This is a genomic window from Paraburkholderia sp. SSBN10T, assembly GCF_056619545.1.
In genome coordinates, this window is sequence record NZ_JBWQQI010000020.1 from 74,956 (window position 1) to 96,929 (window position 21,974).

Genomic DNA, 21,974 nt, shown 5'->3' on the forward strand with positions numbered 1-21,974 from the left:
CAGCGAAGCGTCTCCTGTAACCTTTTGTAATCTGAACGGAGGATTGCACGCCAATCCGAAGCGCACGTTCTTTGAAGGTGGTTCTTCCGCCGCTGCGTGCAGCGCGGCGTTCGATGCCAACTACAAAGACAACGGCTACATCACCTTCTTGAACGGCGCACCCGAATGCTCGCGCAGTTCATTGAAGACGATCTTCGGCCACGCTTTCTGCGCAACCTCGATCTCCGAGATGTGCGACGCAAGATACGTCGGCGCATTCGATGCGTCGAGCGCGATCCGCGCAGCGTAAGCATCGTTGAAGCGGCGCAGTTCCGCTGCGTCGTCGCACGTCACCCAACGCGACATCCGGTAGCGCGCCGGCGCCATCCGCACGTCGACCTTGTACTCCGTCGACAAACGGTGCGACACCACTTCAAATTGCAGTTGCCCAACCGCACCCAGAATCATCAGACCACCGCCCACCGGACGGAACACCTGAATCGCGCCCTCTTCGCCAAGTTGCTTTAGCGCTTCGCCGAGTTGCTTGGCGCGCATCGGGTCCACCACTTCGACCGTCTGGAAAATTTCCGGCGCGAAGAACGGCAAGCCGACGAACTGCAACGTCTCGCCTTCCGTCAGCGTATCGCCAAGGCTTAACGTGCCGTGGTTCGGGATGCCGATGATATCCCCCGGATACGCTTCGCTCACCGTCTCACGCCGCTGCGACAGGAACGTCACCACGTTGTTGGCACGGAATGTCTTGTTCGAGCGACTCACCTTCAACGCCATACCGCGCTCGAAATGACCCGAGCAGACCCGGATAAACGCCACGCGATCGCGGTGCGCCAGGTCCATGTTCGCCTGCACCTTGAACACCACGCCGGTGAACTTCGGCTCGTCCGGCTCCACCGAGCGCTGCACCGCCATCCGTGCCGACGGCGGCGGCGCCAGATCGACCAGCGCGTCCAGAATTTCCTTCACGCCGAAGTTGTTGATGGCCGAACCGAACAGCACCGGCGATTGCTGACCGGCGAGGAATTGCTCACGGTCGAAATCAGGCGTCGCACCGGTGATCAGGTCGATCTCTTCCTTCGCCTTGGTCCAGCTATGACCGAAGCGGCGTTCGCCTTCTTCGTCGCTGAGCGCCTGCAGGGTTTCGACCTCGCCGCCGGCCTTGTCCTGCCCGGCGCGGAACAGGCGCACCTGGTCGCGCTGGATGTCGTAGACGCCCTGGAATTCCTTGCCCATGCCGATCGGCCAGGTGAACGGAATCGCCGCGACGCCCAGATGCTGTTCGATCTCGTCGAGCAGTTCGAGCGGCTCGCGCACTTCGCGGTCGAGCTTGTTGATGAAGGTGACGATCGGCGTCTTGCGGCTGCGGCAGACTTCGAGCAGCTTCAGCGTCTGCGCTTCGACGCCGTTTGCACCGTCAATCACCATCACGGCGGCGTCCACCGCGGTCAGCACACGGTAGGTGTCTTCGGAGAAGTCTTCGTGGCCTGGGGTGTCGAGCAGGTTGATGACCGCGTCGCCGTACTCGAACTGCATCACCGAGCTGGCCACCGAAATGCCGCGCTGCTTTTCGATCTCCATCCAGTCAGAGGTCGCGTAGCGATTACTTTTGCGGCCCTTCACGGTACCGGCGATCTGGATCGCGCCTGAAAACAGCAGCAGCTTTTCCGTGAGCGTGGTCTTGCCCGCGTCCGGGTGGGAAATAACCGCGAACGTGCGGCGGCGTTTGAGTTCGGAGACTGACATCTGTACGGGCGGTCACGAATAGGGGTTCGGGCGGTCCCCAGGAGCTTGTGGCTTCTGGTCTGCCACGTCTGGCGCGGCGGCGTCGAGCTGCGGGAGTTGGGCTTGAAACCCGCGTCACAATGGCAACGCCGCCACGTCGTAGCGACGCGGCGGACGAGCGTTCGAGAATACGGGAAGTGCCAGCACAAAACAGCGCAGGGAACGAATGATACACGTCATGCGCCCGGACGTATTGAAATGGACTTTTGGGGGGCGGATGCGACGCTCGTGCGAGGATCCAGCACTTGCCCTTGGGCGCTCCGGGACACGGCGTCAGGAGCCGGTCGGTGGTCGCGGTTTCCAAGCGTGGGCTCGCCGTTCGGGCTCATCGTGCAGACCGCACGCGGCTGCATCCTCCGCTTCGCGTGCGTAACGCGAAGCGGAGCGTGACGGCTAATGCGACGCTCAGCGTCCGAGGCCGCCCATCATCATGTACTTCAGTTCCATATACTCATCGAGGCCGTACTTCGAACCTTCGCGGCCCAAGCCCGATTCCTTGACGCCGCCAAACGGCGCCACTTCGGTCGAAAGGATGCCTTCGTTCACCGCCACCATGCCGCTTTCCAGCGCCTCCGCGACGCGCCACGCCCGACCGAGGTCGCGCGTGTAGAAGTAAGCGGACAAACCAAACGGGGTGTCGTTAGCGGCCGCGATCGCTTCTTCTTCCGTCTTGAAGCGAAAGCATGCGGCCACCGGGCCGAACGTTTCCTCGCCGGCAATCAGCATCGACTTCGACGCGTCGGCCAGCACCGTCGGCTCGTAGAAGGTGCCGCCAAGCTTGTGCCGCTTTGCGCCCGTCAGCACCTTGGCGCCTTTCTGCAACGCATCGGCCACGTGCGATTCCACTTTCCTCAACGCCGCAGCGTTGATCAGCGGGCCCTGCTCGACTTCCCCTTCAAGCGCATTGCCGATGCGCATCTTCTGCACCGCCTTCGTCAGCGCCTGGGTGAATGCGTCGTAGACGCCGTCCTGCACGTAGAAGCGGTTGACGCACACACAGGTCTGCCCGGTGTTGCGAAACTTCGAAGCCATCGCGCCCTGCACGGCGGCTTCGATATCCGCATCGTCGAACACGATGAATGGTGCATTGCCGCCGAGTTCCAGCGAGAGCTTCTTGAGCGTATCCGCGGATTGCTTCGCGAGCAGCTTGCCCACACGGGTCGAACCGGTGAACGACAGTTTGCGCACCACGGGCGACTCCGTCAGCGCGCCGCCAATCGCCACCGCATCGCCGGAGACGATATTGAACACGCCAGCGGGAATCCCCGCCTGCTCGGCCAGCACAGCCAGCGCGAACGCGGACAACGGCGTTTCTTCCGACGGCTTGAGCACCATGGTGCAGCCCGCGGCCAATGCCGGACCTGCCTTGCGCGTAATCATCGCCAGCGGGAAATTCCACGGCGTGATGGCCGCGACCACCCCAATCGGCTCGCGCGTCACGATGATCTTCGCCTTCGGATTCGGACTCGGAATCACGTCGCCATAGGCGCGCTTCGCTTCCTCAGCGAACCATTCCAGGAAGCTCGCCGCGTAGCCCACCTCACCGCGGGCCTCCGCAAGCGGCTTACCCTGCTCACGCGACATCAGTTCAGCCAGCGCATCGCGGTTCTCGAGCATCAGCTCGCCCCAGCGTTTCACGCGCGCGCCGCGCTCTTTCGCGGTCAGCGCACGCCAAGCCGGGAAGGCGCGCTCGGCAGCAGCGATCGCCTGCTGCGTTTCTGCTGCGCCACCCTTTGCCACGTTGGCGATCAGTTCGCCACTAGCCGGATTCAAAACGGCATACGTCTCGGCGCCTTGATACCACTCGCCGTTGATGTAGTGCCCGGTACGGAGAAAATCGCTCATGCTGCTTTATCCAGGGTTTGGACGAACGCCCCTTGCGCCGGCCGCGGTTCGCGGGCAATGCGCTTGCCCGCCGTGTAATCGTTGATCAGATCGCACGGCGTGTAGTTGCGTTCGAGTTCGTAGAGTTCGTCGGCAGAAAGCTTCGTGTCGAGGGCCGCGAGCGCGCTGTCGAATTGCGCCGGCGTATCGGCGCCCACCAGCATGCTGGCGACGCCGCCATGATTCAGCACCCACGCCTGCGCGATCTGCGCCGCCGGCACACCGCGAGCCGCCGCCACCCGCGCCACCGAAGCGGCAATCTCACGCGAAGCCGCGTCGCCGTACATTTGCGCGGTGAAGAAATCGGTCTGGTTACGCGTCGAGTTCGGATCGCTCGTCAGCAGGCCGCGTGCAAGCGGACTGAACACCGAGACGCCGACGCCCTGATCCTCGCAATACGGAATCATCTCGCGCTCTTCCTCGCGGTAGGCCAGATTCAATTGCAACTGCATGTTGATCGGCTTGTGCCAGCCGTGGCGCTCGCAGACCTGCATGATCTTGGCGAACTGCCACGTGTACATCGTCGACACGCCGATATAGCGCGCCTTGCCGGCCCGTACGATATCGTTCAACGCACGCATGGTTTCTTCGACCGGCGTATTGACGTCGAAGAAATGCAGCATGTAGATATCGACGTAGTCCATGCCGAGACGCGCCAGCGAGCCGTCGATGCCATCCATGATGTGCTTGCGCGAATGGCCGCCGGCGTTCTGATACGTGCCCATGTCGTAGCCGACCTTGGTCGTCACGACGATCTCTTCACGGCGCGCGATGCGCTTCAGAATCCGGCCCACGACTTCTTCACCGACGCCGGTCGAGTAGAAATCTGCGAGGTCGATAAAGTTGACGCCCGCTTCCAGCGCGTGACGGACGATCGGTTCGCTTTGCGCTTCGTCGAAAATCCACGGCTTCCATTGGGGCGTGCCCATGTTCATCGTGCCGAGGCACAGACGCGATACTTTCAGGCCCGATTGGCCGAGTCGAACGTATTCCATTTTTTTGTCTCCTGTCGATGGGAGTTGGCGCTTCAGCGCTTACTCCCATCCCATGCAGTTACCTGCGGTCGACCAGAGTTGGCGCTTCAGCGCCTTACTTTGGTCCCATGCAATTTGATTGCTGATAACGGCGGTTGCGCACTTCGTATGGCGCGCGAACGGCGGCGCGTTAGCGGCTTGGTGTTTTAGCGTTGCTTCGGGGTATAGAACGGATTCGACACCTCGCGCGCGGCGGCGAACACTTCGTCGCGATGCGGCAAGCCTTTCATCGCAGCGAGGATCGCGTTCTTGCAAGCGCGATAGTTGTTCTCGAACACCGCGTCGAGATCGTCCGTCTTCGGATTGACCCAGTTGGCCGATACGACAACCCAGTCGTTTTCCGCTTCCGGCGGCAACGTGCCGTTCTCGAGCGATTCGGCCACCGCCCTGGCGATACCCGCTTGCGATGCGCCCCACGTGGCGTTGCCATGGAAGTCGCCTTCGATCTGCGCCTTGTTCACATACAGCGTCAGCGGCTTGGTCGGGATACCCGGCCGGGCAATCACGACAAACGGCGCGTGACCGGCAGACGGCGTCGCCAGCGCGGTGGCGAATGCCTGGCCGGCCGGGCCGTTGCGCGGGCCGACCAGGACGTTGATGTGCGCGAGGTTCACGCCGGGTCCTTCGAAGCCTTCGCCAATATAGAGTTGCTTTTCCGTCGATACGCTCATGTCTGATCCCAGCAAGGGTTTGGGTGGATGAGCGGATTGTGCTATTGCGAATCGGCGACCATGAATCGATGTTTTTTGATCCGGGGTATGAGACGGGCTCAACTCCGGGTTTCTCCTAGGCGCATCGATGCATTGGCAACGGTTTCATCGCTAAGGTGAGGGTTTTCGGGACCCACGACGCAAGGCGCTTGAGGTGATGGATATCGGGATGACGCACGCACCAGACATTCTGGACTCCGGGCCAGTTCGAAGCGCCATGAAAGATGGAAGCAACGCCCTCAGTCGACCCACAAACAGCGCCTCGCGGACTGCCGATAAATCGCGCAAACCCTTGCCGGACAAGGCGCTCCGACTTCTCACCAACAACGCTTCAACACCTGCGATATCAGGCAAGCCCCGCACGATCGAACCGTGCAGAGTGAATAGAGGTATCTCGGAACACACAACGCTTGAGCAACGCGAAGCGCAGCCGCGCATGGATTCAGCGGCTGCGGCAAAGAGGAAAGGTGAGAGTTTTCGGGACCGGCGCGGCGGTGCGCAAAGATGTCACCGCCGCTTCACTTGTCACGGACAGCACGCTACAAGGGCGCGCACCGTCCATACGGGGATCTAGTCGGTGATCAGGAAGCGTTCGCGATTCTTACCGGCGAGCCACCCCGGCGAACGGCCGCGGCCGCTCCATGTTTCGCCGGTCTTCGGATTGCGATACTTCGCAGGCAGCGGGATCTTCTTTGACGCCGCACGTTTGCTTGCGAAACCAAGTTCCTCTGCGGTAATGCCGTACTCCACAATCTTCTGCTTGATATCGGCAATCGCCTGCTCAATTTCTTTTTCACGAGCGAGTGCGACTTCCTTGTGAAGCTTTTCGAGCTGCGCAGTCAATTGCTTATAAGTGGCCATGAAGAGTCGTCTCCAGTCGGGTGGATAACTGCAGTGTGACCCTATCAGATCGAAAAAGTGCCGGATAGCACCGTCGATGCATTTCCGGCCTGACAGCGCCTGAAATATGCCGTCTGATCAATCGTCGATCGCGTCATACAGACGGCGTTCGAACTCGACCGACATCGGAAACGGCTCCACCGAGCGACGCTGAATCAACATCAGACCAATCAGGTCTTCCACCGGATCGGCGAACCAACTGGTGCCAAACGCGCCCGGCCAGCCGAACGAGCCGGTCGAGCGATAGCCGTGCGGCAACTGCTGCGCTGGATCGTCGACGATCGACAAGCCCAGTCCGAAGCCCTGGCCGGCCCAGACGATCTGTCCGAAGGCGGGCACCCGGCGCTGATCGCGGCTCAGGAAGTTGGAGCGCATCAGATCGACCGAGCGATGCGAGAGCAGACGGGTCTCGCCGACCCGGCCGCGCCCCAACAGCAAACGGGCGAACTGCAGATAATCTTCGGCGGTCGAGACGAGCCCGCCACCGCCGCCTTGAAAACGCTTTGGGTTAGCCCAACGGCTCGTCGCGGGCCGATCCTCGACGATTCGCTCGCGCGTGCCAGGGTGGATGCCATACGCCGTCGCCAGCCGCGCGAGTTGAGTTGCGGGCACAGAGAACGCGGTGTCCCGCATGCCGAGCGGCTCGAAAATGCGGGTGCGGAAAAACTCGCCAAGCATCATGCCGCTGACGCGTTCAATCAGCACACCCAGGATGTCCGTGGCGATGCCGTAATGCCAGCGCGTGCCCGGCTGGAACATCAGCGGCAGCGTCGCCACCCGCGCGAGCCAGGCATCGCGGCCCGCCTGCGCTTCAAAGCCGTTGAAGACGGCCTCGTACGCCTCGGCGATCGGTCCGGTGGCAGTGAAGTGGTAAGCAAAGCCCGCGCGATGGGTGAGCAGGTCCAGCACCGTAATCGGCGCACGCACCGGCTCGGTCCGATCGAGCGGGCCCGCAACATCGCGCAGCACGCGCGGAGCCGCCAGTTCGGGAAGCCACTGCGCAACCGGTGTGTCCAGTGCGAGCCGATCCTGCTCGATCAACATCATGACGGCCACGCTCGTGACCGGCTTGGTCATCGAGGCGATCCGGAACAACGTGTCGCGCTGCATGGGAAGTTGCTCGGCGTCATCGCGCCAGCCTAACGGCTCGAAGTGCGCTATCTCGCCGTGCCGCCAGGCCAGCGTGACCACCCCTGCCACTTCGCCACGCTCCACATAGCCCTGCATGGCGGCCGTCAATTGCGCGAGTCTCGCCGCGGAAAATCCTGCTTTTTGCATCCGTAGTCCTGAATGAACGGCGCATGCGCACCGTTGGCGGCGTAGCGGCAACGCGACGGCGGTCGGTGAAATCTGCTCCTTCCACTCGGCGGGTTACCGGATCAGGTAAGCATGATACGTAACGTTATCTGTCTGTCATTTAAACGTTACCGCACATTGGCCGGACTGAGCGCCAGTTCTCCCCCTGCTTCGAGTGCGCTCAGCGCTTCGTTGAGGCGTCTGACACGGCTCATCTGCGACGGCACCAAAACCACGTCCGCCACCGATTTGAGCCGGTTGCGCCAATATGACAATGGAATGCGGTCGGTAGCGGAAATCCGTGTGATCACGTGTTCGAGATGCTCAATATCTTTTTCGAGTTGATGGTGATTCATTACTTTCCCCGGGAATATTTATCTAATCGAATACAAAGCATGAAACGTGCCGCCCAGCGCTTCTTTCACCGCATCCGGAAAATTTTCCGGTTAATTTTGTTAGATCGGCGTCGTCCGATTTACGAGAGCATGAGTGCGGTGGCGCTCTAGCAGTAACGATAAAGGCAAGCGCGTGAGGCGTCCGTTGCCCGCCGCACCGACAAACGCGAGTTTATCCATAGAGCGATCTCCGTAATAACACATACTGAGAAAGCGAATAGCGAGGCTAAAGCGCCTGAGGCATTGCTCGTTCGCGGAATAAATATTCAACGATTAAAGAATTGTGCATGACATGCCGCTCCAACGCCGGAGTCATAGCGGTATTAAGGCCCACCAATATGACTGCATGGTGCAATGTATTTATGACACGACGAACGATTTGAACGGATGGGGATTTTCGACGCGGATCTGGGCGCGGGCGGCGACGCACCAGCCCGTCGAGGCGAGCGGAGCCAACCCGAGGTGATTCGCCCGCCGCTGCCGCGCCTGGCAGCACGGACAGCGGGTCACTCAAGAACGGCCAGGGCTACTGGGCGTTCGACTTCACCGGGCAAGCGTAGATCAGGCTGAGCGTGCCGTCGTCGCGTGACTGGCGCACCGTCTGGAACTGGCCGCCGCAATTGGCGCGCGCCTGCTGCGCGCACGAATCCGAGCCCTCCGGACATTGGACCAGCGTGGTGGGCCGGCCGTCGGGCAAGAACAGCGGCGGGCTGCTGCTGCAACCGGCCATGGCCGCGAGCATGGCAACTCCGGCGGCCGCGCCGAGCGCCGCACGCGTGATGCGGCTCGCGCAGGCCGCCTGTTCCGTTCGTGCAGAGAATGAGTAGCTGCGTTTCATTGAGAACCCCGATCCCTATCTAATTCTTCGACCCAGCGATTGTGCCATGCGCGCATTGCACTGCGTCACTCGTGAGCAGCGGATGCGCCGGTGGGATCGCTTGCGGGGTCGCTCACAGGAGCATCCGGCGCAGCAAGCGTTTTGTAGGGAAGCGGCCCTTGCGCGTCCGTGCCGATCCGCATGAAAACCTGCTCGACATCGGGGATCGCTTCGAGTTGCTGTTGCAGCGCACGACGATCGAACGAACGCGGCGCGCATCCTTCGGCGTAGACGAAGCGGCGCTGCACGGTGATCCATATGCTGGCGCCATCAAAGCCACGGGCATCGGCGAAATGCGCGCGGATCGCGTCGGCGATCGGGGCGTCGTAGAGGTACGAGTTCGGCTTCGAGCACTTGTGCGCAAGCCAGCAGGTCGTGCCACGCTCGACCCGGTAGTGCGCATCGTCTTCCATTTGCGCACGGGTCATCAGCGGGCCGAGCGGCACAGGGCAATCGGCAAAGCCCTGCGAGAGCGTGAAGAACGGATCGTTGTACCAGTTCTTGAGTTCACGCTCCTGCGCGTGCAACGGCAGGCCTGGCAGAAGCAGCACCACCACCTGCAGCGTCGTGACGAGCCAATACTTCATCGCACCTCCCGACTGCATTGAACGAACCGCCCGAACCATCGTTCGGGGCCGCCGTCAGCGTACCCCGGGGTTCAGCCGCCCCTCGCTCAAACCTCGATACCGTATGTGGCGATTTTCTTATAAAGCGTGGCGCGCCCCATGCCGATTTGCGCGGCTGCCTCGATCACGCGTCCGCCATTGGCGCGCAGCGCCTCGCACAGAAAGCGCTTCTCGAAGCCGGCCATCGCCTCGGCCCACGACAACGGCGCAGAGACCTCTACGCCCCGCTGCCCGGCCTCAAACCGGGCGTCCGCCGAGCGCGACGCATCGGCTGCGACGGCCGAAGCCGCCAGGCCCGCGGCGAACGGCATCGCCAGGGCGCTGCGGCCGTTCCCCTGCGTCGGACTGATGAACGGCGCGAGCGCGTCGGCATCGATGCGTTCGCTATCGGACAACATCACCGCCCGCTCCAGCGTGTTGCGCAATTCCCGCACATTGCCGGGCCACGCGTGCGAACACAGCAGACGTAAAGCGTCCTCCTGCAACTCGAAATGGTCGCCGCCATGCGCGCGCGTGGACAGGTCTTCGAGCATGGCATAAGCGAGGGATTCGATATCTGCGAGCCGCTCGCGCAACGGCGGTGCGTGGATCGTCAGCACATTGAGACGATAGAACAGATCCGCGCGGAAGCGCCCCGCTGCGACCAGAGCCGGCAGATCGGCCGAGGTGGCCGCGATGATGCGCACGTCGGCACGCACGATCCGGTTCGAGCCGAGCGGCTCGAACTCGTTGTCCTGCAGCACGCGCAGCAGCTTGCCCTGCAACGGCAACGGCATATCGCCGACCTCGTCGAGAAACAGCGTGCCGTGATTGGCCAGTTCGAACTTGCCGACCCGGCCCTTGCGGTCCGCGCCGGTGTAGGCGCCCGGCGCTGCGCCGAAGAATTCGACTTCGAGCAGCGTGTCTGGAATCGCTGCCACGTTGACGGTAACGAGCGGCTGGTTGGCCCGCCCCGACGCGCCGTGGATCGCATGCGCCAGCAGTTCCTTGCCGGTGCCGGTTTCGCCGAGCAGCAGCACCGGCGAATCGACCTGCGCGGCCCGGCGGCCCTGGCGCTTTACCTCGAGACTCGCCGCACTGGTGCCGACAAAGCTCGCGAAGGTGTACTTCGCCCGCCGCGCCTGCGCCAGCGACTGACGCGTTGCGATCAACTCCTGCTGCAAGCGCGAGTAGTGTGAAAAAAGCGGCGTCAACGCCTTCAGCTCGTCGAACAGCGCAAAGCCCACCGCGCCCACCGTCGTGCCGCTCTCGTCCTTCAAGGGCAAACGCGTGACCACGAGCGGCTCGCGGTCCGTCTCGAGGATATCGAGCAGAATCGGCTTGCCGGTCTTGACGACCTCGCGCATCAGGCTATTGGGAATCACCGCCTCGCAGTCGCGGCCAATGGCCTGCTGCGGGTCGGCAAAGCCAAAGCGGGCCGCGTAGCGTTTGTTGATCCAGACTACGCGCGCATCGGCATCGACAATGAACGTCCCCTCGCTGAAATTCTCGAAAGTCCGAAACAGCGATTCCATCGCCCGGCGCAGCACATCGCTGTAGGTGGCAGGCAGGCCTGCCCAGTCGTTCATCATCCTGTCTCTGTCTCCAGATATCTTTTGTCGTATGGTTTGTCTCTATTTGGAGACAAGCTTATCTCAATGTCGAGATCGCCCGCAAGCCTTGTCAATAAAGGCTTTCCGGTGGATGCAGGGGGAACTTTGGCGGCTTGCATCCCGAAACGGAGACGATTCTGTACAATCGTTCGCACCGCGCGCCGGTGCCATGCCCGACAGGCAAGGCAGGAGGCCGGCGAGGCACATGTGGCACGAAACCTGCGTTCGCGGGCCCGGGTCGCAGTGCCATCAGGTGCGCGAACGCGTAGAACAACCAAGTTCCGGAGACTCAATGTCCTTTGTAATCGTCCTCGCCGCTCTGGCGTTTCTGATGTTTGCCGCCTATCGCGGCTACAGCGTGATTCTCGTCGCGCCCATTGCCGCCCTCGGGGCGGTGCTGCTGACCGACCCATCGGCGGTTGCGCCCGTGTTCTCCGGCATCTTCATGGAGAAGATGGTCGGCTTCGTGAAGCTCTACTTCCCAGTCTTCATGCTCGGCGCCGTGTTCGGCAAAGTCATTGAACTGTCGGGCTTCTCCGAGTCGATCGTCGCCGCTGCGATCCGCTACATTGGCCGCTCGCGCGCCAATGCGGTGATCGTCGCGGTGTGTGCGCTGCTCACCTACGGCGGCGTCTCGCTGTTCGTGGTCGTGTTCGCGGTGTATCCGTTCGCGGCCGAGCTGTACCGCCAGAGCAATATCCCGAAGCGCCTGATGCCGGGTGCGATCGCGTTGGGGGCGTTCTCCTTCACGATGGACTCGCTGCCGGGTACGCCGCAAATCCAGAACATCATCCCGACCACCTTCTTCAAGACGACCTCTTGGGCGGCTCCGGCGCTCGGCACGATCGGCTCGGTGTTCATCATCATCGTCGGCCTGACCTATCTGGAATGGCGGCGCCGCGCTGCGATGGCCAAGGGCGAAGGCTATGGCACGTCGCTCGTCAACGAGCCGGAGCGCATCGAATCGAAGCAACTGCCGCATCCGTTGCTGGCAGTGGCGCCGCTCGTGCTGGTGGGCGTGGCGAACTTCGCGCTGACCAAGCTGATCCCCGACTGGTACGGCGCGTCGTACACCGTTGCGCCGGAGGTGCTGCCCGGCATTCACGCGCCGGTCACGACCACGATCAAGGCAGTGGTCGGAATCTGGGCCGTCGAAGGCGCGCTGCTGCTCGGCATCGTGCTGGTCATGCTGACCGCGTTTCGCCGCATGCGCGAGCGCTTCGCCACCGGCACCAAGGCCGCCGTTTCGGGCGCGCTGCTGGCGTCGCTCAACACCGCATCGGAATATGGCTTTGGCGGCGTGATCGCCGCCCTGCCGGGCTTTCTGGTGGTGAGCGACGCGCTCAAGAGCATTCCGAACCCGCTCGTCAACGCGGCGGTGTCGGTCAGCTCGCTCGCGGGGATTACCGGTTCGGCATCGGGCGGCATGAGTATCGCGCTCGCTGCCATGTCGGACACCTTCATCAAGGCGGCCACCGCGGCGCATATTCCGATGGACGTGCTGCACCGGGTGGTGGCAATGGCAAGCGGCGGGATGGATACGCTGCCGCACAACGGCGCGGTGATCACGCTGCTGGCCGTGACGGGGCTGACGCACCGCGAGTCGTATCGCGACATCTTCGCGGTGACGATCATCAAGACGCTGGCGGTGTTCTTTGTGATCGCGGTGTATTACGCGACTGGGTTGGTTTGATTGGCAGGTGGGGCTGCCCCTGATGGTCAGCCCAAGCACAACGGCCCGATTGGCTTACGCTGATCGGGCCGTTTTCATTTCCAGGAGGACCTCACGGGAAATGCGTAGCGGGATAATCTATGACCTTGCCTAGCCGAATACTTCGAACTACATATCTCTTACATTGACATGGCCTCGATACGCAATGCGTCTTTGACTTGCGTAAGCAAGCCGTCGCACCGCCACACGACCTGCTTGTCCTGACTCACTTACACAGCGAGAACGCCTCCCGGCCGGCAATATCGCCGTTCCCGTAGATGCCGACAACCGTACAATCGGCCGCCACGCATTCATACGTGCTGTCCTGAAACGTGAGGACATAGTGCCGCCGTCCATCTTGCGCCGCGTCCGGTCCCCACGAGTCCATCACCAGCGACGAGTTCACGATTTCGTGCGCCGAATAACCCCGCAAGCCTTGCGGCGCCAAAGGGTGCGCGTACAGGCCTTCGTCGCCAGGCGGCCCGAATTGATGGAACGCAGCCGCCGAAAACTCGACAACGCAGAACGGATCATCGTCATCGTCAAACGGGCCGAAGCGTTCGAAGTCGGCCTCGGCGATCCGATAAGCGATCACCACTCGCCGTTCATTCGCGACGACGAACGGCTCTGGAGCGTCGGCGGCGGGGCTGGGCACGTCGTCCAGCAGAACCACCTGGTCCTGCTGGTAAGAATCGAGGGGGCTGGTCATCTGCTTCGCTTTACTCCTTGATGCAGTCGCTTGTGAATGGGCCGCACTATGCCACGGGCGGTCCGGCGACGGCTACAGCCACGTCCTGTTCACGTCTGCTGCCGCCTCGCCGCCTGCGCATTTCACGCCTGTTTCAGGCGATCCGCAACCCATGCGCCGGCAGAATCTCCTGTGTGACGACAAAGCGATGCTCCTTCACAGCGTCATGGAAGCACCGGTAGTCGCTTCGCTCGAAGGTTTCGCTCCACTGTGGACGCTCGCCACGATCGTCGTCCGATAGCAGGCCGGTCGCCTGCCACTTCCACGACCCGGGCCCCTTTGCGACATAGCCCGGAATCGCCTCGTTCACACCCGGTATGCGGCCCGCGCCCACCGCGGCACAAATTCCCGCCAACCGTTGCTGATCGTCGGTACTCGTGTTGGTGCGCAGCAGGTCGCGCAGCGCGTCCTTCACGTTGGCGGGCAGCCCAGGCTGAGACTCGAACGCCTCTGTCCCCGCGACAAACGCCTGCACGGCGCGGCAAGCCATCTCGGCCGCGCAGACGAACTCGTCGAGATTCTGGCGGTTCACGGACATGCCGGTGCCATCGATATAGCTCCATTGCGCCCACGGCAAGTCGGGATAATGCAACGCAGCGCCGTGCCCGACGGGCAGGTTCTCCGACAGCAGTTCCGACTCCATATGCTCAATCAGGCGTCCGGTGGCGTCCGCGAGGCGCGCGAGCCAACTCTCCGGCGTGCAGTCCACGGCCTCGAGCCGGGACACCCGGTTGAATCTGCACTCAATCCCAGCAAATCCTTGATGCGCCCAGGTATCCACGTAGGTGTGAAGCGTCACGCCGAGCCGATGCAAGGCATTGTCGGCGTTCCTTTGACGAATCGCCCGCCGCATGACCTCTCGCGCAACTGCGCTGTCCGGGCGGCATACCGCCTTCTCCTGCAGCGTTTCCCCCTCGCCGGCAGGAAGAAAGTGGAAAGGCGTCCAGACCAAGCTGTTCTTGTCGTTCTCCGTATTGGAGTAGTCGATCAGCTTGTGCGCAGTCGCAAAGCGCTCAAACGTCTCGCCGCCGGCAAAGCGCAAGATGCCTGGCGTCGTTGCGTCATCCACGTACTGGCACGCATGCGCCACGGTCTGCGCTGCATCGCGCGGCAATCCGCCGACCCGGGCGACGACGTAGACAACACCATAGTGAAAGTCGATATTCATTGACAGCTCTCCGCAAGCAAGACGAATCCCTGTGAGTGAAACGACCAAGCGGACCCAGACTTCAAAAACCGGACTGTGGGCACCGGTAAATCCTGTTTCACACCCCTTACGAAATCCATTGACTTCCAGAAATTACCCCGTACAATCGCTTTTGTTGCAGTGCAACAAGCCACTTTCAGCCGTTGCGGCGCGCGGATCTTGTGTCACCTAGAGCCTCTCGCACTCGCCGCCTTACCCTTTGGAGCAGTGATGAGCACGCCTACCCCCCAACAATTGATCGCCGCGCAGCAAGCCAGCCTCGAAACCCTGTTCGGCTTCGCGAACCAAGCGTTCGCAAACGTGGAAAAGCTGGTTGCACTGAATCTGCAAGTCGGCAAGGCCGCGCTGGCCGAAACGCACGAAGTCTTGACCAAGGCCCTCTCGGTGAAAGATCCGAGCGAACTGGTCGCACTCTCGGCCAGCCTGTCGCAACCGGCATCGGAAAAGGCAGCTGCATACGGCCGTCATGTGCATGAAATCCTCTCGGGTGCACAAGCCGAATTTTCGAGCGCCGCCACCGCGCAGCTTCAGAAAGCCCAGAAAGACGCACAAGGCTTCATCGAAAGCCTGGCAAAGAACGCACCGGCCGGCAGCGAAGGCGCACTGGCAGCATGGAACTCGGCGTTCTCGGCAGCCAACGCCACCTACGAATCGGCCAGCAAGGCCGCAAAGCAATTCGTGGCAACCGTCACCGCCCGCGTATAACGCGGTGGCGTTTTGTTCGCTGCCGCGGGTGGCGAACAAGCGGCGAATCATTGCAAAAAGGCGAACTTCGGTTCGCCTTTTGATTTTGTTCGAGCGGGTTGGCGATAACGCCCGCCGGTCCGCTCAAGCCGGTGCAAAAATCACCGCCTGCCGGTCCTCGATATATCGATGGGTGCGCGTGAACCGATAGACCTGGCCGTCGGCGGTAATCCGGTTCAAGCCCGGCGCGGTCAAAGCCAGCATCTCGTCGGCGAGGTGTGCCGCAAGCGCTTCGCTGCTCGACAAGGTGTCCAGCGAATCAGCAGGGTCGCCAATGTAGACCGAGCGGTGATTCTCGCCATATCGCATCACCACCACGGCCTGACCGGCATCGAGCGCCAGTTCGAGGTAGTTGGCAAGCTCCCGCAGCGATGCAGGCGTGCTCGTTCGCATCGCGTAGGCTGAACCGGATGCTGTTGTCATCGCACCGTTCCCCCATCAAATGTACGCGCCAAGACACGGCAGGCCCGTGTCTTTTGTCGATCGGAGTTAACGCTTCAGCTCTCGGCCTGAGTTGATTCTTTAGCACTTACTCTGGTCCCATGCAAAGCACTCCGATCCCCTGCAAGATGACTGCGCTGCTCCGGCACACTTCTACTATAAGCAATCGGAGCGCATTGGCGACGCTCTTTTTGCAACGGCTGGCACCGTCCACGGGACCTGGAATCAGAATCGCAGACCGTTCAGGAATTGAAACCACAGCCCACTGAGGGTACTGCCGTGCGTGGCCGGTTCACGATCGTTGCGCGCCACGGCGGGTTCGCCTGGCCGCGCAGGTTCGACGGACACCGGCTCAGCAACCTCCGGTTCGGCGGGCGCGCTTTGCTGCTGACGGGATGCATGCAACGCCAGCGCGCTGTCCGCGATACGCCCCGCGAGGCTGGCATCGCATTGCTGCCCGAGCAGTACGCCAAACACGACGTCGCGGTTATAACCTTCATCTGCGAAGCGCATCGCGAGCGCCACCATCTTCGCGTAAGCGGCCTGCTCGGCAGCCCGCGCCGCTTCTTCGCGCTCGGCCCTCTCCCGCTCCATACGCTGCCGGCGGGCTTCCCATGAACGCATCTGCTCGGCGTACACCTTGTCGTAGACCTTGCGCTGCGCCGCATCGGACAAGATGTTATAGGCGTCTTTGATGTCCTGAAACGCGCTGCGCGCCACATCTTCTGCGCCGACGTTGCGATCGGGATGCCAGCGCATCGCAGCCTTTCGGTACGCGCGCTTAATCTCGTCGCTGGTGGCGTTCGGCTGAACGCCAAGCTTGTCGTAAAGGGTTGCCATCGCTCGCTCGACCGTCGGTCACATCGCGAGCCATCGTAGCATGCGAAAAATGCCGTCCGCGTGACATTACGCGGGACGTGTTGCGCTTTTAAAACCGCATGTTTAAAAGCGATACGTGACGCCAACCTTTACGATCGGGTAAAAGCGCAAGCGGTCCGCGGTGTTCTGCAGCGACTGCTTCTCGGCGTCGACATTCGCCTGGCCCGCTTCAGCGACGATGTTGGCCGGCACGTCGAAGTCCACCCGCGGCTTGCCGTAAGCGACGCCCGCATCGAAGAACATCGAAAAGCCCTTGCTGGCGAGAGGCGAATGACCGAAGCCGATCCCCAGGTACGGACGCACGGCCGGGAACGTGGCCTTCGCGTGGATGCTCTCGCCGAGCGTGGAATACGCCACACCGTTGATGGTGTACGTGCCGGACATGCTGGTTGCGGTCGCATCGACATTGTCATTGCCGATCAGCAGGCCGGCGGTGAAACGAAACGGCACGACCTTGGGCGCGGGGAAAAAGTCGCCGTAGAGACCGGCATGCACGAGCGTTGCCGTCCCGTCGTAGTGCAGACCGCCCGAATTGAAGCTATGCGAAAAACTGAAGCCATTGAATTCGGCGCGCACATTGGCGAGCGAGCCGAACGGATGGCCGTAGCCGATGCCGCCGCCTTCGGTACCGATCTGCCCATACACCTCATCCGCCATCGCGAGCGGTCCATGCAGCGCGGTAAGGCCTGCAAACAAAGCGACAACCAAGCATTTCATCGTACAAAATTCCCGTGGCGTTTTTAAGTGTGACGAGGTGGCTGAGGCAGGCATTGCTACCCGATGGACGGGAGCGTATGTAAGATGCATACGTCCCCTGACAAGCTCGTTTACGACCTGCACGCGGGAATCTTGAGATAGGCTTTCGAAGAAGCTGCTGCCGACGCCGGCGAACAGGCCGAGCAACAGACGAGCGCCGGGCTACGGCTGCGCCACATGACAGGCACGATTGCAGATGACGCATGAGCGTGTTACGGAATCTGGAGTGGCGCGCGTGGCTCATGCTTCGTCGGTGCAGCGAGAACTGCGATTCCCCCACGATCAGGAAACCACCGTCGCGCTATGCGCCCCGGTCGCAGCGCTCATCGATAGCCAACAGCCTGGGCAGACCGGCATCAAACGAATCGCTTAGCAAAACTACATAATTCCCCTGTTCGAATGTGCCCAAACCGCTACTGACCTGGTTCGCAAGCAATCGGGTCCGCAGTCTTACCGCACTATCCGGCGCGATACAGCGCGTTCGATGCAACCAGCATCGGCAAGGGCGGACCAATAACGGCCAGATGTCCCCTAAACTTGAGTGGAACACCAGGAAAACCCTAAATCTTATGAGGTTAATGCCGTTAAAACCTGCAGCGACGAAAGGACCGCGCCGTGTGCGCGCCCGCCCTGCAAGGAAAGCCATGCGCAATAACCAACCTGTTACCCAGCAAGAGTACGAATTCCCCTCCTCGCAGATGCTCGTGTCTGCAACCGACCTGACCGGCCGCATCGAGTACTGCAATCCAGCGTTCATTGCCGTTTCCGGCTACGCGAAAGACGAGTTGATCGGCCAGCCGCACAATCTGATCCGCCATCCAGACATGCCGCGCGAGGCCTTCGCCGACATGTGGACAACGATTCGCAGCGGCCGTCCGTGGACCGCATTGGTCAAGAACCGGCGCAAAAATGGCGACCACTACTGGGTGCGGGCCAGCGTCACGCCGGTGGTGGAAAAAGGCGCGGTAGTCGGCTATCTGAGCGTCCGTGTCAAGCCGTCGCGCGAGGCGGTGCGCGCCGCCGACGCGCTCTACACTAGGATTCGCGAGGGCAAGTCGCGCTCGCACAAGCTGCATCGCGGCACCGTCGTGCGAACCGGACTCGCCGGCCGCTTGCAGGCGATGATGCGCCTGCCGGTCGCGACTCGCGCAGCGTTCGGCTATGCGCTGGCGCCGCTCGCCTTGCTGCTGACCGGCCTCGTCGCGTGGAGCGGAACGCCGCCGCTGGCGTTCTGGATTGCCTTCGGCGTGACCGCGCTGATCAGCGTGGTCTCATGGCAGTTGCTGGCTCGCCATCTGGCCGAGCCCATGCGCGACATGTCGGGGTTCGCCACGCGTCTGGCCGCCGGCGATCTGACCACGGATCTCGTGATCGCGCGTCATGACGACCTCGGTGAAGTGCTGCAGGCGCTCAATCAGTTGAAAGCGAATCTTGCCGCGATCGTCTCCGACGTGCGCTCGCAGATCACCGGCATGCTCGATGCGGCCCGCGAGATCTCAAGCGGCAACGTCGATCTGGCGCGCCGTACCGAGTTGCAGGCTGCCTCGCTGGAAGAAACCGCCGCGACCATGGACCAGCTTACGACCACCGTGCAGGCCAACGCCGACGCCAGCGTGCGGGCGCTCGATCTGGCCAAGGATGCGCAGAGCGCAGCGGCCGTGGGCGGCACGATCGCCGGCCAGGTGGAGCGGACCATGGCGGGCATCACAGCGGCTTCCAGGCGCATCGCCGACATCACCGGCGTGATCGACGGCATCGCGTTTCAGACCAATATTCTGGCGCTCAACGCAGCCGTCGAAGCAGCCCGCGCGGGCGAAGCGGGCCGCTCGTTCGCGGTGGTGGCCGGCGAGGTGCGGACACTCGCACAGCGCTGCGCGGCCTCGTCGAAGGAGATCAAGTCGGTCGTGGAAGCAAGCGTCACCGAAATCGCGCAAGGCACCGAACTGGTGGCGCGCACCACCTCGCAGATGCGCGTGATCGACGAAGCGGTCAGCCGCGTCTCGTCGATCATCGTCGAGGTGGCGAATGCAAGTAGCGAGCAGGCCGAAGGCATCCGCCAGGTGAATCAGGCCGTCACGCATCTCGATGGCGCGACACAGCAGAACGCCACGCTCGTCGAGCAGGCCGCCGCGACGGCGCAACGCCTGGCGGAACAGGCCGATGTGCTCGATGAAGCCGTGCGGCTGTTCACGGTCGCCGAGCCGACGTCAGGTCCTGCACCCCGCCGCACCTCGAAAAGCGACGCGCCGGCCCGCCACGCCGAGTCGCCTGAACCGACTTTGGTCTGATAGATCGGCGTTACTCCCACCTCGACAAAGGGTCATCTGCGGCTCAGCATGACTGCGTCAGCGCCCCGGTGTGCGGGGTCGGCTGACCCGAGTAAAAACGGCGTTTTAGTAGCCCGCTCTGCCAAGGACGGGCTATTTTTTTATGTGCGCAGCCACACGTAAAAGCGGCAATTTATGAACTTCAGTAGGCGCACCAGACACGCGAAGCAGCAATAAATACCTGCGGGCGTCTCCGCCACGAAAAACCCACCTTGAGAGCCCTGCCGTCAACGCGCCGGTCAACGGCGGCAGGGGGCGCACCGTTTACAGCAACAGGACGCCTCACCCACGCGCAACGGCGCTGCGCGACGCACGCTCGCAGCGCGAAGCCCTAACCAGGCTACGCGTCAAGGCCGTGACAACAGTCAGGAAGGATTGCACCGCGGCGGGGCATGAAAAATGCGTCCGGCGACACATTGAGTCGCGTTAAACTGGCTGACACGACGCCGTCGTATCGCGCATCGCAAAGCGTGGCGCGGCTCTCGGCGGCTGGTGAGATACCACGGGGTCAACGGGGCGCGGCACACGGCGCGTCAGGCTGCCCGTACAATGGTTCGATCAACAACGGAACGAGGACAACTTCGATGCGCACTACCGGGTCTTCCGGGTCAATGGCCCTGCTCACCGAATTCGACGACGCAACGGCGCGCGAACTTCGCTCACTGCGCCTCGAGTCGACAGAAGACGGCAAGGGTATTCTTCTGATCGAAGTCGACGAACGCAAGCCGGGCATCCACCGCGAAGTCCGTTATGAAATCACGCCGGCGGAACTGATTGCGGCGATTAGAGCGCACGGCGCCGAACTGCCGGGCGAACAGCACAACCACCGGACGTAAAACGGCAGCGGCATTGGCACACGCGAATGCCGCTCCTCGGCCGCGAGGCCTCAGCCGCGCAGCGTTGCCGGCCGCCCAGCGCATCAACCCGGGCACCTTGACCAGCCGCGGCGCCTGACCCAGCCACGCTTCTCCCGCATCATTCATCCGTTACGTTTCCAGACGCTTGCACGTCTTGGAAATGCGTCCATAATCGTTGAGTTACCTCTCCCCTTCCCGCCGGAAACGCCGCGGAAGTAAGCCGATGCTACATGACCTCGTGGAGCAGTACGGGCCTGCACTAGTCTTTGCCAATGTGCTCGCCGCATCGCTCGGGTTGCCCGTGCCCGCGATGCCGTGTCTTGTCCTGTTCGGCGCGATGGCGGCCATGCATCCGGCCACTGTCGGCACACAGCTCGCCTCGGTGCTGATCCTGGCGATCTTCGCGACGCTGATCGGCGACAGCGCGTGGTATCTCGCCGGTCGCATCTACGGCGGCAATACGCTCAAGACCCTGTGCAAGCTGTCGCTGTCGCGCGACACCTGCGTGAAGAAAACCGAGCGCTTTTTCGGCCGCTGGGGCGTGCGCGTGCTCGCCGTGGCGAAGTTCGTACCGGGCCTGTCGATTGTCTCCATCCCAATGGCGGGTGCGATGGGCACCAAATATCGCACCTTCCTGACGTACGACAGCGTCGGTGCGGCCTTGTGGTCTGGAACCGGTCTCATCATCGGCGCCCTGTTCGCGCAGCAGATCGACATGTTGCTGGCGGGCGCCGGACGGCTGGGCAAGATGGCGGGGGTCGTGATCGCCGCGTTGCTGCTGCTCTATGCAACGTACCGCTGGATCCGCCGGCGTCAGCTCATCAACAAGCTCGCGACTGCCCGCATGGAGGTGGACGAGCTGTACAAGCTGATGACAGCCGGCCAGCCGCCGGTGCTGTTCGATATCCGTTCGCGCGAAAAGCGCAAGCTCGATCCTTTCGTGATTCCCGGCACCCAGTTTGCCGACGAGCGTCAGCTCAACGACATCATCGCCAAGTACTCGCCGGAGCAAAAACTGGTGATCTACTGTTCGTGTCCGAATGAAATTTCCGCGGCGTGGATGGCCAAGCAACTCAACGAAGCAGGTTTCAGCGACGTGCTACCGCTGCGCGGCGGCCTCGATGCATGGCGTGACGCGGGGCGGCAAATCGAGCCGCTCGAGGACGAGCCGGTTCATGAGGTTCACCCCGGCGTGGCGCCGGCGGTTTAGCGCG

Annotated in this window: 20 protein-coding genes; 5 read left to right on the forward strand and 15 right to left on the reverse strand. The window is 62.4% G+C overall.

Going from position 1 to position 21,974, the window contains the following annotated elements; all coding sequences use genetic code 11:
• Positions 1 to 135: 135 nt before the first annotated feature.
• The 10 genes from AC1ECK_RS26930 to AC1ECK_RS26975 all read right to left on the reverse strand — a co-directional run bounded on the left by AC1ECK_RS26930 (position 136) and on the right by AC1ECK_RS26975 (position 11,069).
• Positions 136 to 1,737, reverse strand: a complete 1,602-nt coding sequence (locus tag AC1ECK_RS26930; protein ID WP_480324589.1) for a peptide chain release factor 3 — start codon at positions 1,735 to 1,737, stop codon at positions 136 to 138.
• 444 nt (positions 1,738 to 2,181) lie between these two features.
• A complete protein-coding gene (locus AC1ECK_RS26935) occupies positions 2,182 to 3,621 on the reverse strand; it encodes an NAD-dependent succinate-semialdehyde dehydrogenase (RefSeq protein ID WP_480324591.1) in 1,440 nt (479 codons plus the stop codon).
• Entirely contained in the window at positions 3,618 to 4,655 is a 1,038-nt protein-coding gene (locus tag AC1ECK_RS26940; RefSeq protein WP_480324593.1) for an aldo/keto reductase, read from the reverse strand. Before AC1ECK_RS26940 ends, AC1ECK_RS26935 begins: the two co-directional genes overlap by 4 nt.
• A gap of 185 nt (positions 4,656 to 4,840) precedes the next feature.
• Complete coding sequence (gene fae, locus AC1ECK_RS26945; RefSeq protein ID WP_480324595.1) at positions 4,841 to 5,365, reverse strand: formaldehyde-activating enzyme; 525 nt, start codon at positions 5,363 to 5,365, stop codon at positions 4,841 to 4,843.
• 609 nt (positions 5,366 to 5,974) lie between these two features.
• Complete coding sequence (locus AC1ECK_RS26950) at positions 5,975 to 6,265, reverse strand: H-NS histone family protein (protein WP_480324597.1); 291 nt, start codon at positions 6,263 to 6,265, stop codon at positions 5,975 to 5,977.
• 117 nt (positions 6,266 to 6,382) lie between these two features.
• Positions 6,383 to 7,582, reverse strand: a complete 1,200-nt coding sequence (locus AC1ECK_RS26955; protein WP_480324599.1) for a serine hydrolase domain-containing protein — start codon at positions 7,580 to 7,582, stop codon at positions 6,383 to 6,385.
• A 146-nt stretch (positions 7,583 to 7,728) separates the two neighbouring features.
• Positions 7,729 to 7,956, reverse strand: a complete 228-nt coding sequence (locus AC1ECK_RS26960) for a hypothetical protein (protein ID WP_480324601.1) — start codon at positions 7,954 to 7,956, stop codon at positions 7,729 to 7,731.
• 565 nt (positions 7,957 to 8,521) lie between these two features.
• Entirely contained in the window at positions 8,522 to 8,833 is a 312-nt protein-coding gene (locus AC1ECK_RS26965) for a hypothetical protein (protein ID WP_480324603.1), read from the reverse strand.
• 65 nt (positions 8,834 to 8,898) lie between these two features.
• Positions 8,899 to 9,459 carry a BON domain-containing protein gene (locus tag AC1ECK_RS26970; RefSeq protein WP_480324605.1) on the reverse strand — a complete coding sequence of 187 codons (561 nt, stop codon included), beginning with the start codon at positions 9,457 to 9,459 and terminating at the stop codon, positions 8,899 to 8,901.
• Between the two features lie 86 nt (positions 9,460 to 9,545).
• Entirely contained in the window at positions 9,546 to 11,069 is a 1,524-nt protein-coding gene (locus tag AC1ECK_RS26975; RefSeq protein WP_480324607.1) for a sigma-54 interaction domain-containing protein, read from the reverse strand.
• A 313-nt stretch (positions 11,070 to 11,382) separates the two neighbouring features.
• On the opposite strand from AC1ECK_RS26975, the gene AC1ECK_RS26980 reads away from it, so the two are divergent.
• Positions 11,383 to 12,783, forward strand: a complete 1,401-nt coding sequence (locus AC1ECK_RS26980) for a GntP family permease (RefSeq protein WP_480324609.1) — start codon at positions 11,383 to 11,385, stop codon at positions 12,781 to 12,783.
• 244 nt (positions 12,784 to 13,027) lie between these two features.
• On the opposite strand, the gene AC1ECK_RS26985 is transcribed toward AC1ECK_RS26980, so the two are convergent.
• Complete coding sequence (locus AC1ECK_RS26985) at positions 13,028 to 13,510, reverse strand: hypothetical protein (RefSeq protein ID WP_480324611.1); 483 nt, start codon at positions 13,508 to 13,510, stop codon at positions 13,028 to 13,030.
• A 133-nt stretch (positions 13,511 to 13,643) separates the two neighbouring features.
• A complete protein-coding gene (locus AC1ECK_RS26990) occupies positions 13,644 to 14,717 on the reverse strand; it encodes a DUF6765 family protein (protein WP_480324613.1) in 1,074 nt (357 codons plus the stop codon).
• Between the two features lie 249 nt (positions 14,718 to 14,966).
• On the opposite strand from AC1ECK_RS26990, the gene phaP reads away from it, so the two are divergent.
• Positions 14,967 to 15,461 carry a TIGR01841 family phasin gene (gene phaP / locus AC1ECK_RS26995; protein WP_480324615.1) on the forward strand — a complete coding sequence of 165 codons (495 nt, stop codon included), beginning with the start codon at positions 14,967 to 14,969 and terminating at the stop codon, positions 15,459 to 15,461.
• Positions 15,462 to 15,584: 123 nt separating this feature from the next.
• Here the strand turns inward: phaP and AC1ECK_RS27000 are convergent, their stop codons facing one another.
• From AC1ECK_RS27000 to AC1ECK_RS27010, 3 genes are all read right to left on the reverse strand, one after another.
• Positions 15,585 to 15,923, reverse strand: coding sequence for a hypothetical protein (locus AC1ECK_RS27000; protein ID WP_480324617.1), 339 nt, complete (start codon positions 15,921 to 15,923; stop codon positions 15,585 to 15,587).
• Between the two features lie 243 nt (positions 15,924 to 16,166).
• Entirely contained in the window at positions 16,167 to 16,781 is a 615-nt protein-coding gene (locus AC1ECK_RS27005; protein ID WP_480324619.1) for a J domain-containing protein, read from the reverse strand.
• A 102-nt stretch (positions 16,782 to 16,883) separates the two neighbouring features.
• The gene (locus AC1ECK_RS27010) at positions 16,884 to 17,537 is read right to left on the reverse strand and encodes a hypothetical protein (RefSeq protein WP_480324621.1); all 654 of its coding nucleotides are present in this window, start codon (positions 17,535 to 17,537) and stop codon (positions 16,884 to 16,886) included.
• Between the two features lie 683 nt (positions 17,538 to 18,220).
• On the opposite strand from AC1ECK_RS27010, the gene AC1ECK_RS27015 reads away from it, so the two are divergent.
• From AC1ECK_RS27015 to AC1ECK_RS27025, 3 genes are all read left to right on the forward strand, one after another.
• Positions 18,221 to 19,864, forward strand: coding sequence for a methyl-accepting chemotaxis protein (locus AC1ECK_RS27015; protein ID WP_480324623.1), 1,644 nt, complete (start codon positions 18,221 to 18,223; stop codon positions 19,862 to 19,864).
• Between the two features lie 623 nt (positions 19,865 to 20,487).
• Positions 20,488 to 20,739: a hypothetical protein gene (locus AC1ECK_RS27020; protein WP_074266701.1), complete on the forward strand. Its 252-nt coding sequence runs from the start codon at positions 20,488 to 20,490 to the stop codon at positions 20,737 to 20,739.
• A gap of 244 nt (positions 20,740 to 20,983) precedes the next feature.
• The gene (locus AC1ECK_RS27025; protein WP_480324625.1) at positions 20,984 to 21,970 is read left to right on the forward strand and encodes a DedA family protein/thiosulfate sulfurtransferase GlpE; all 987 of its coding nucleotides are present in this window, start codon (positions 20,984 to 20,986) and stop codon (positions 21,968 to 21,970) included.
• Positions 21,971 to 21,974: the final 4 nt, after the last annotated feature.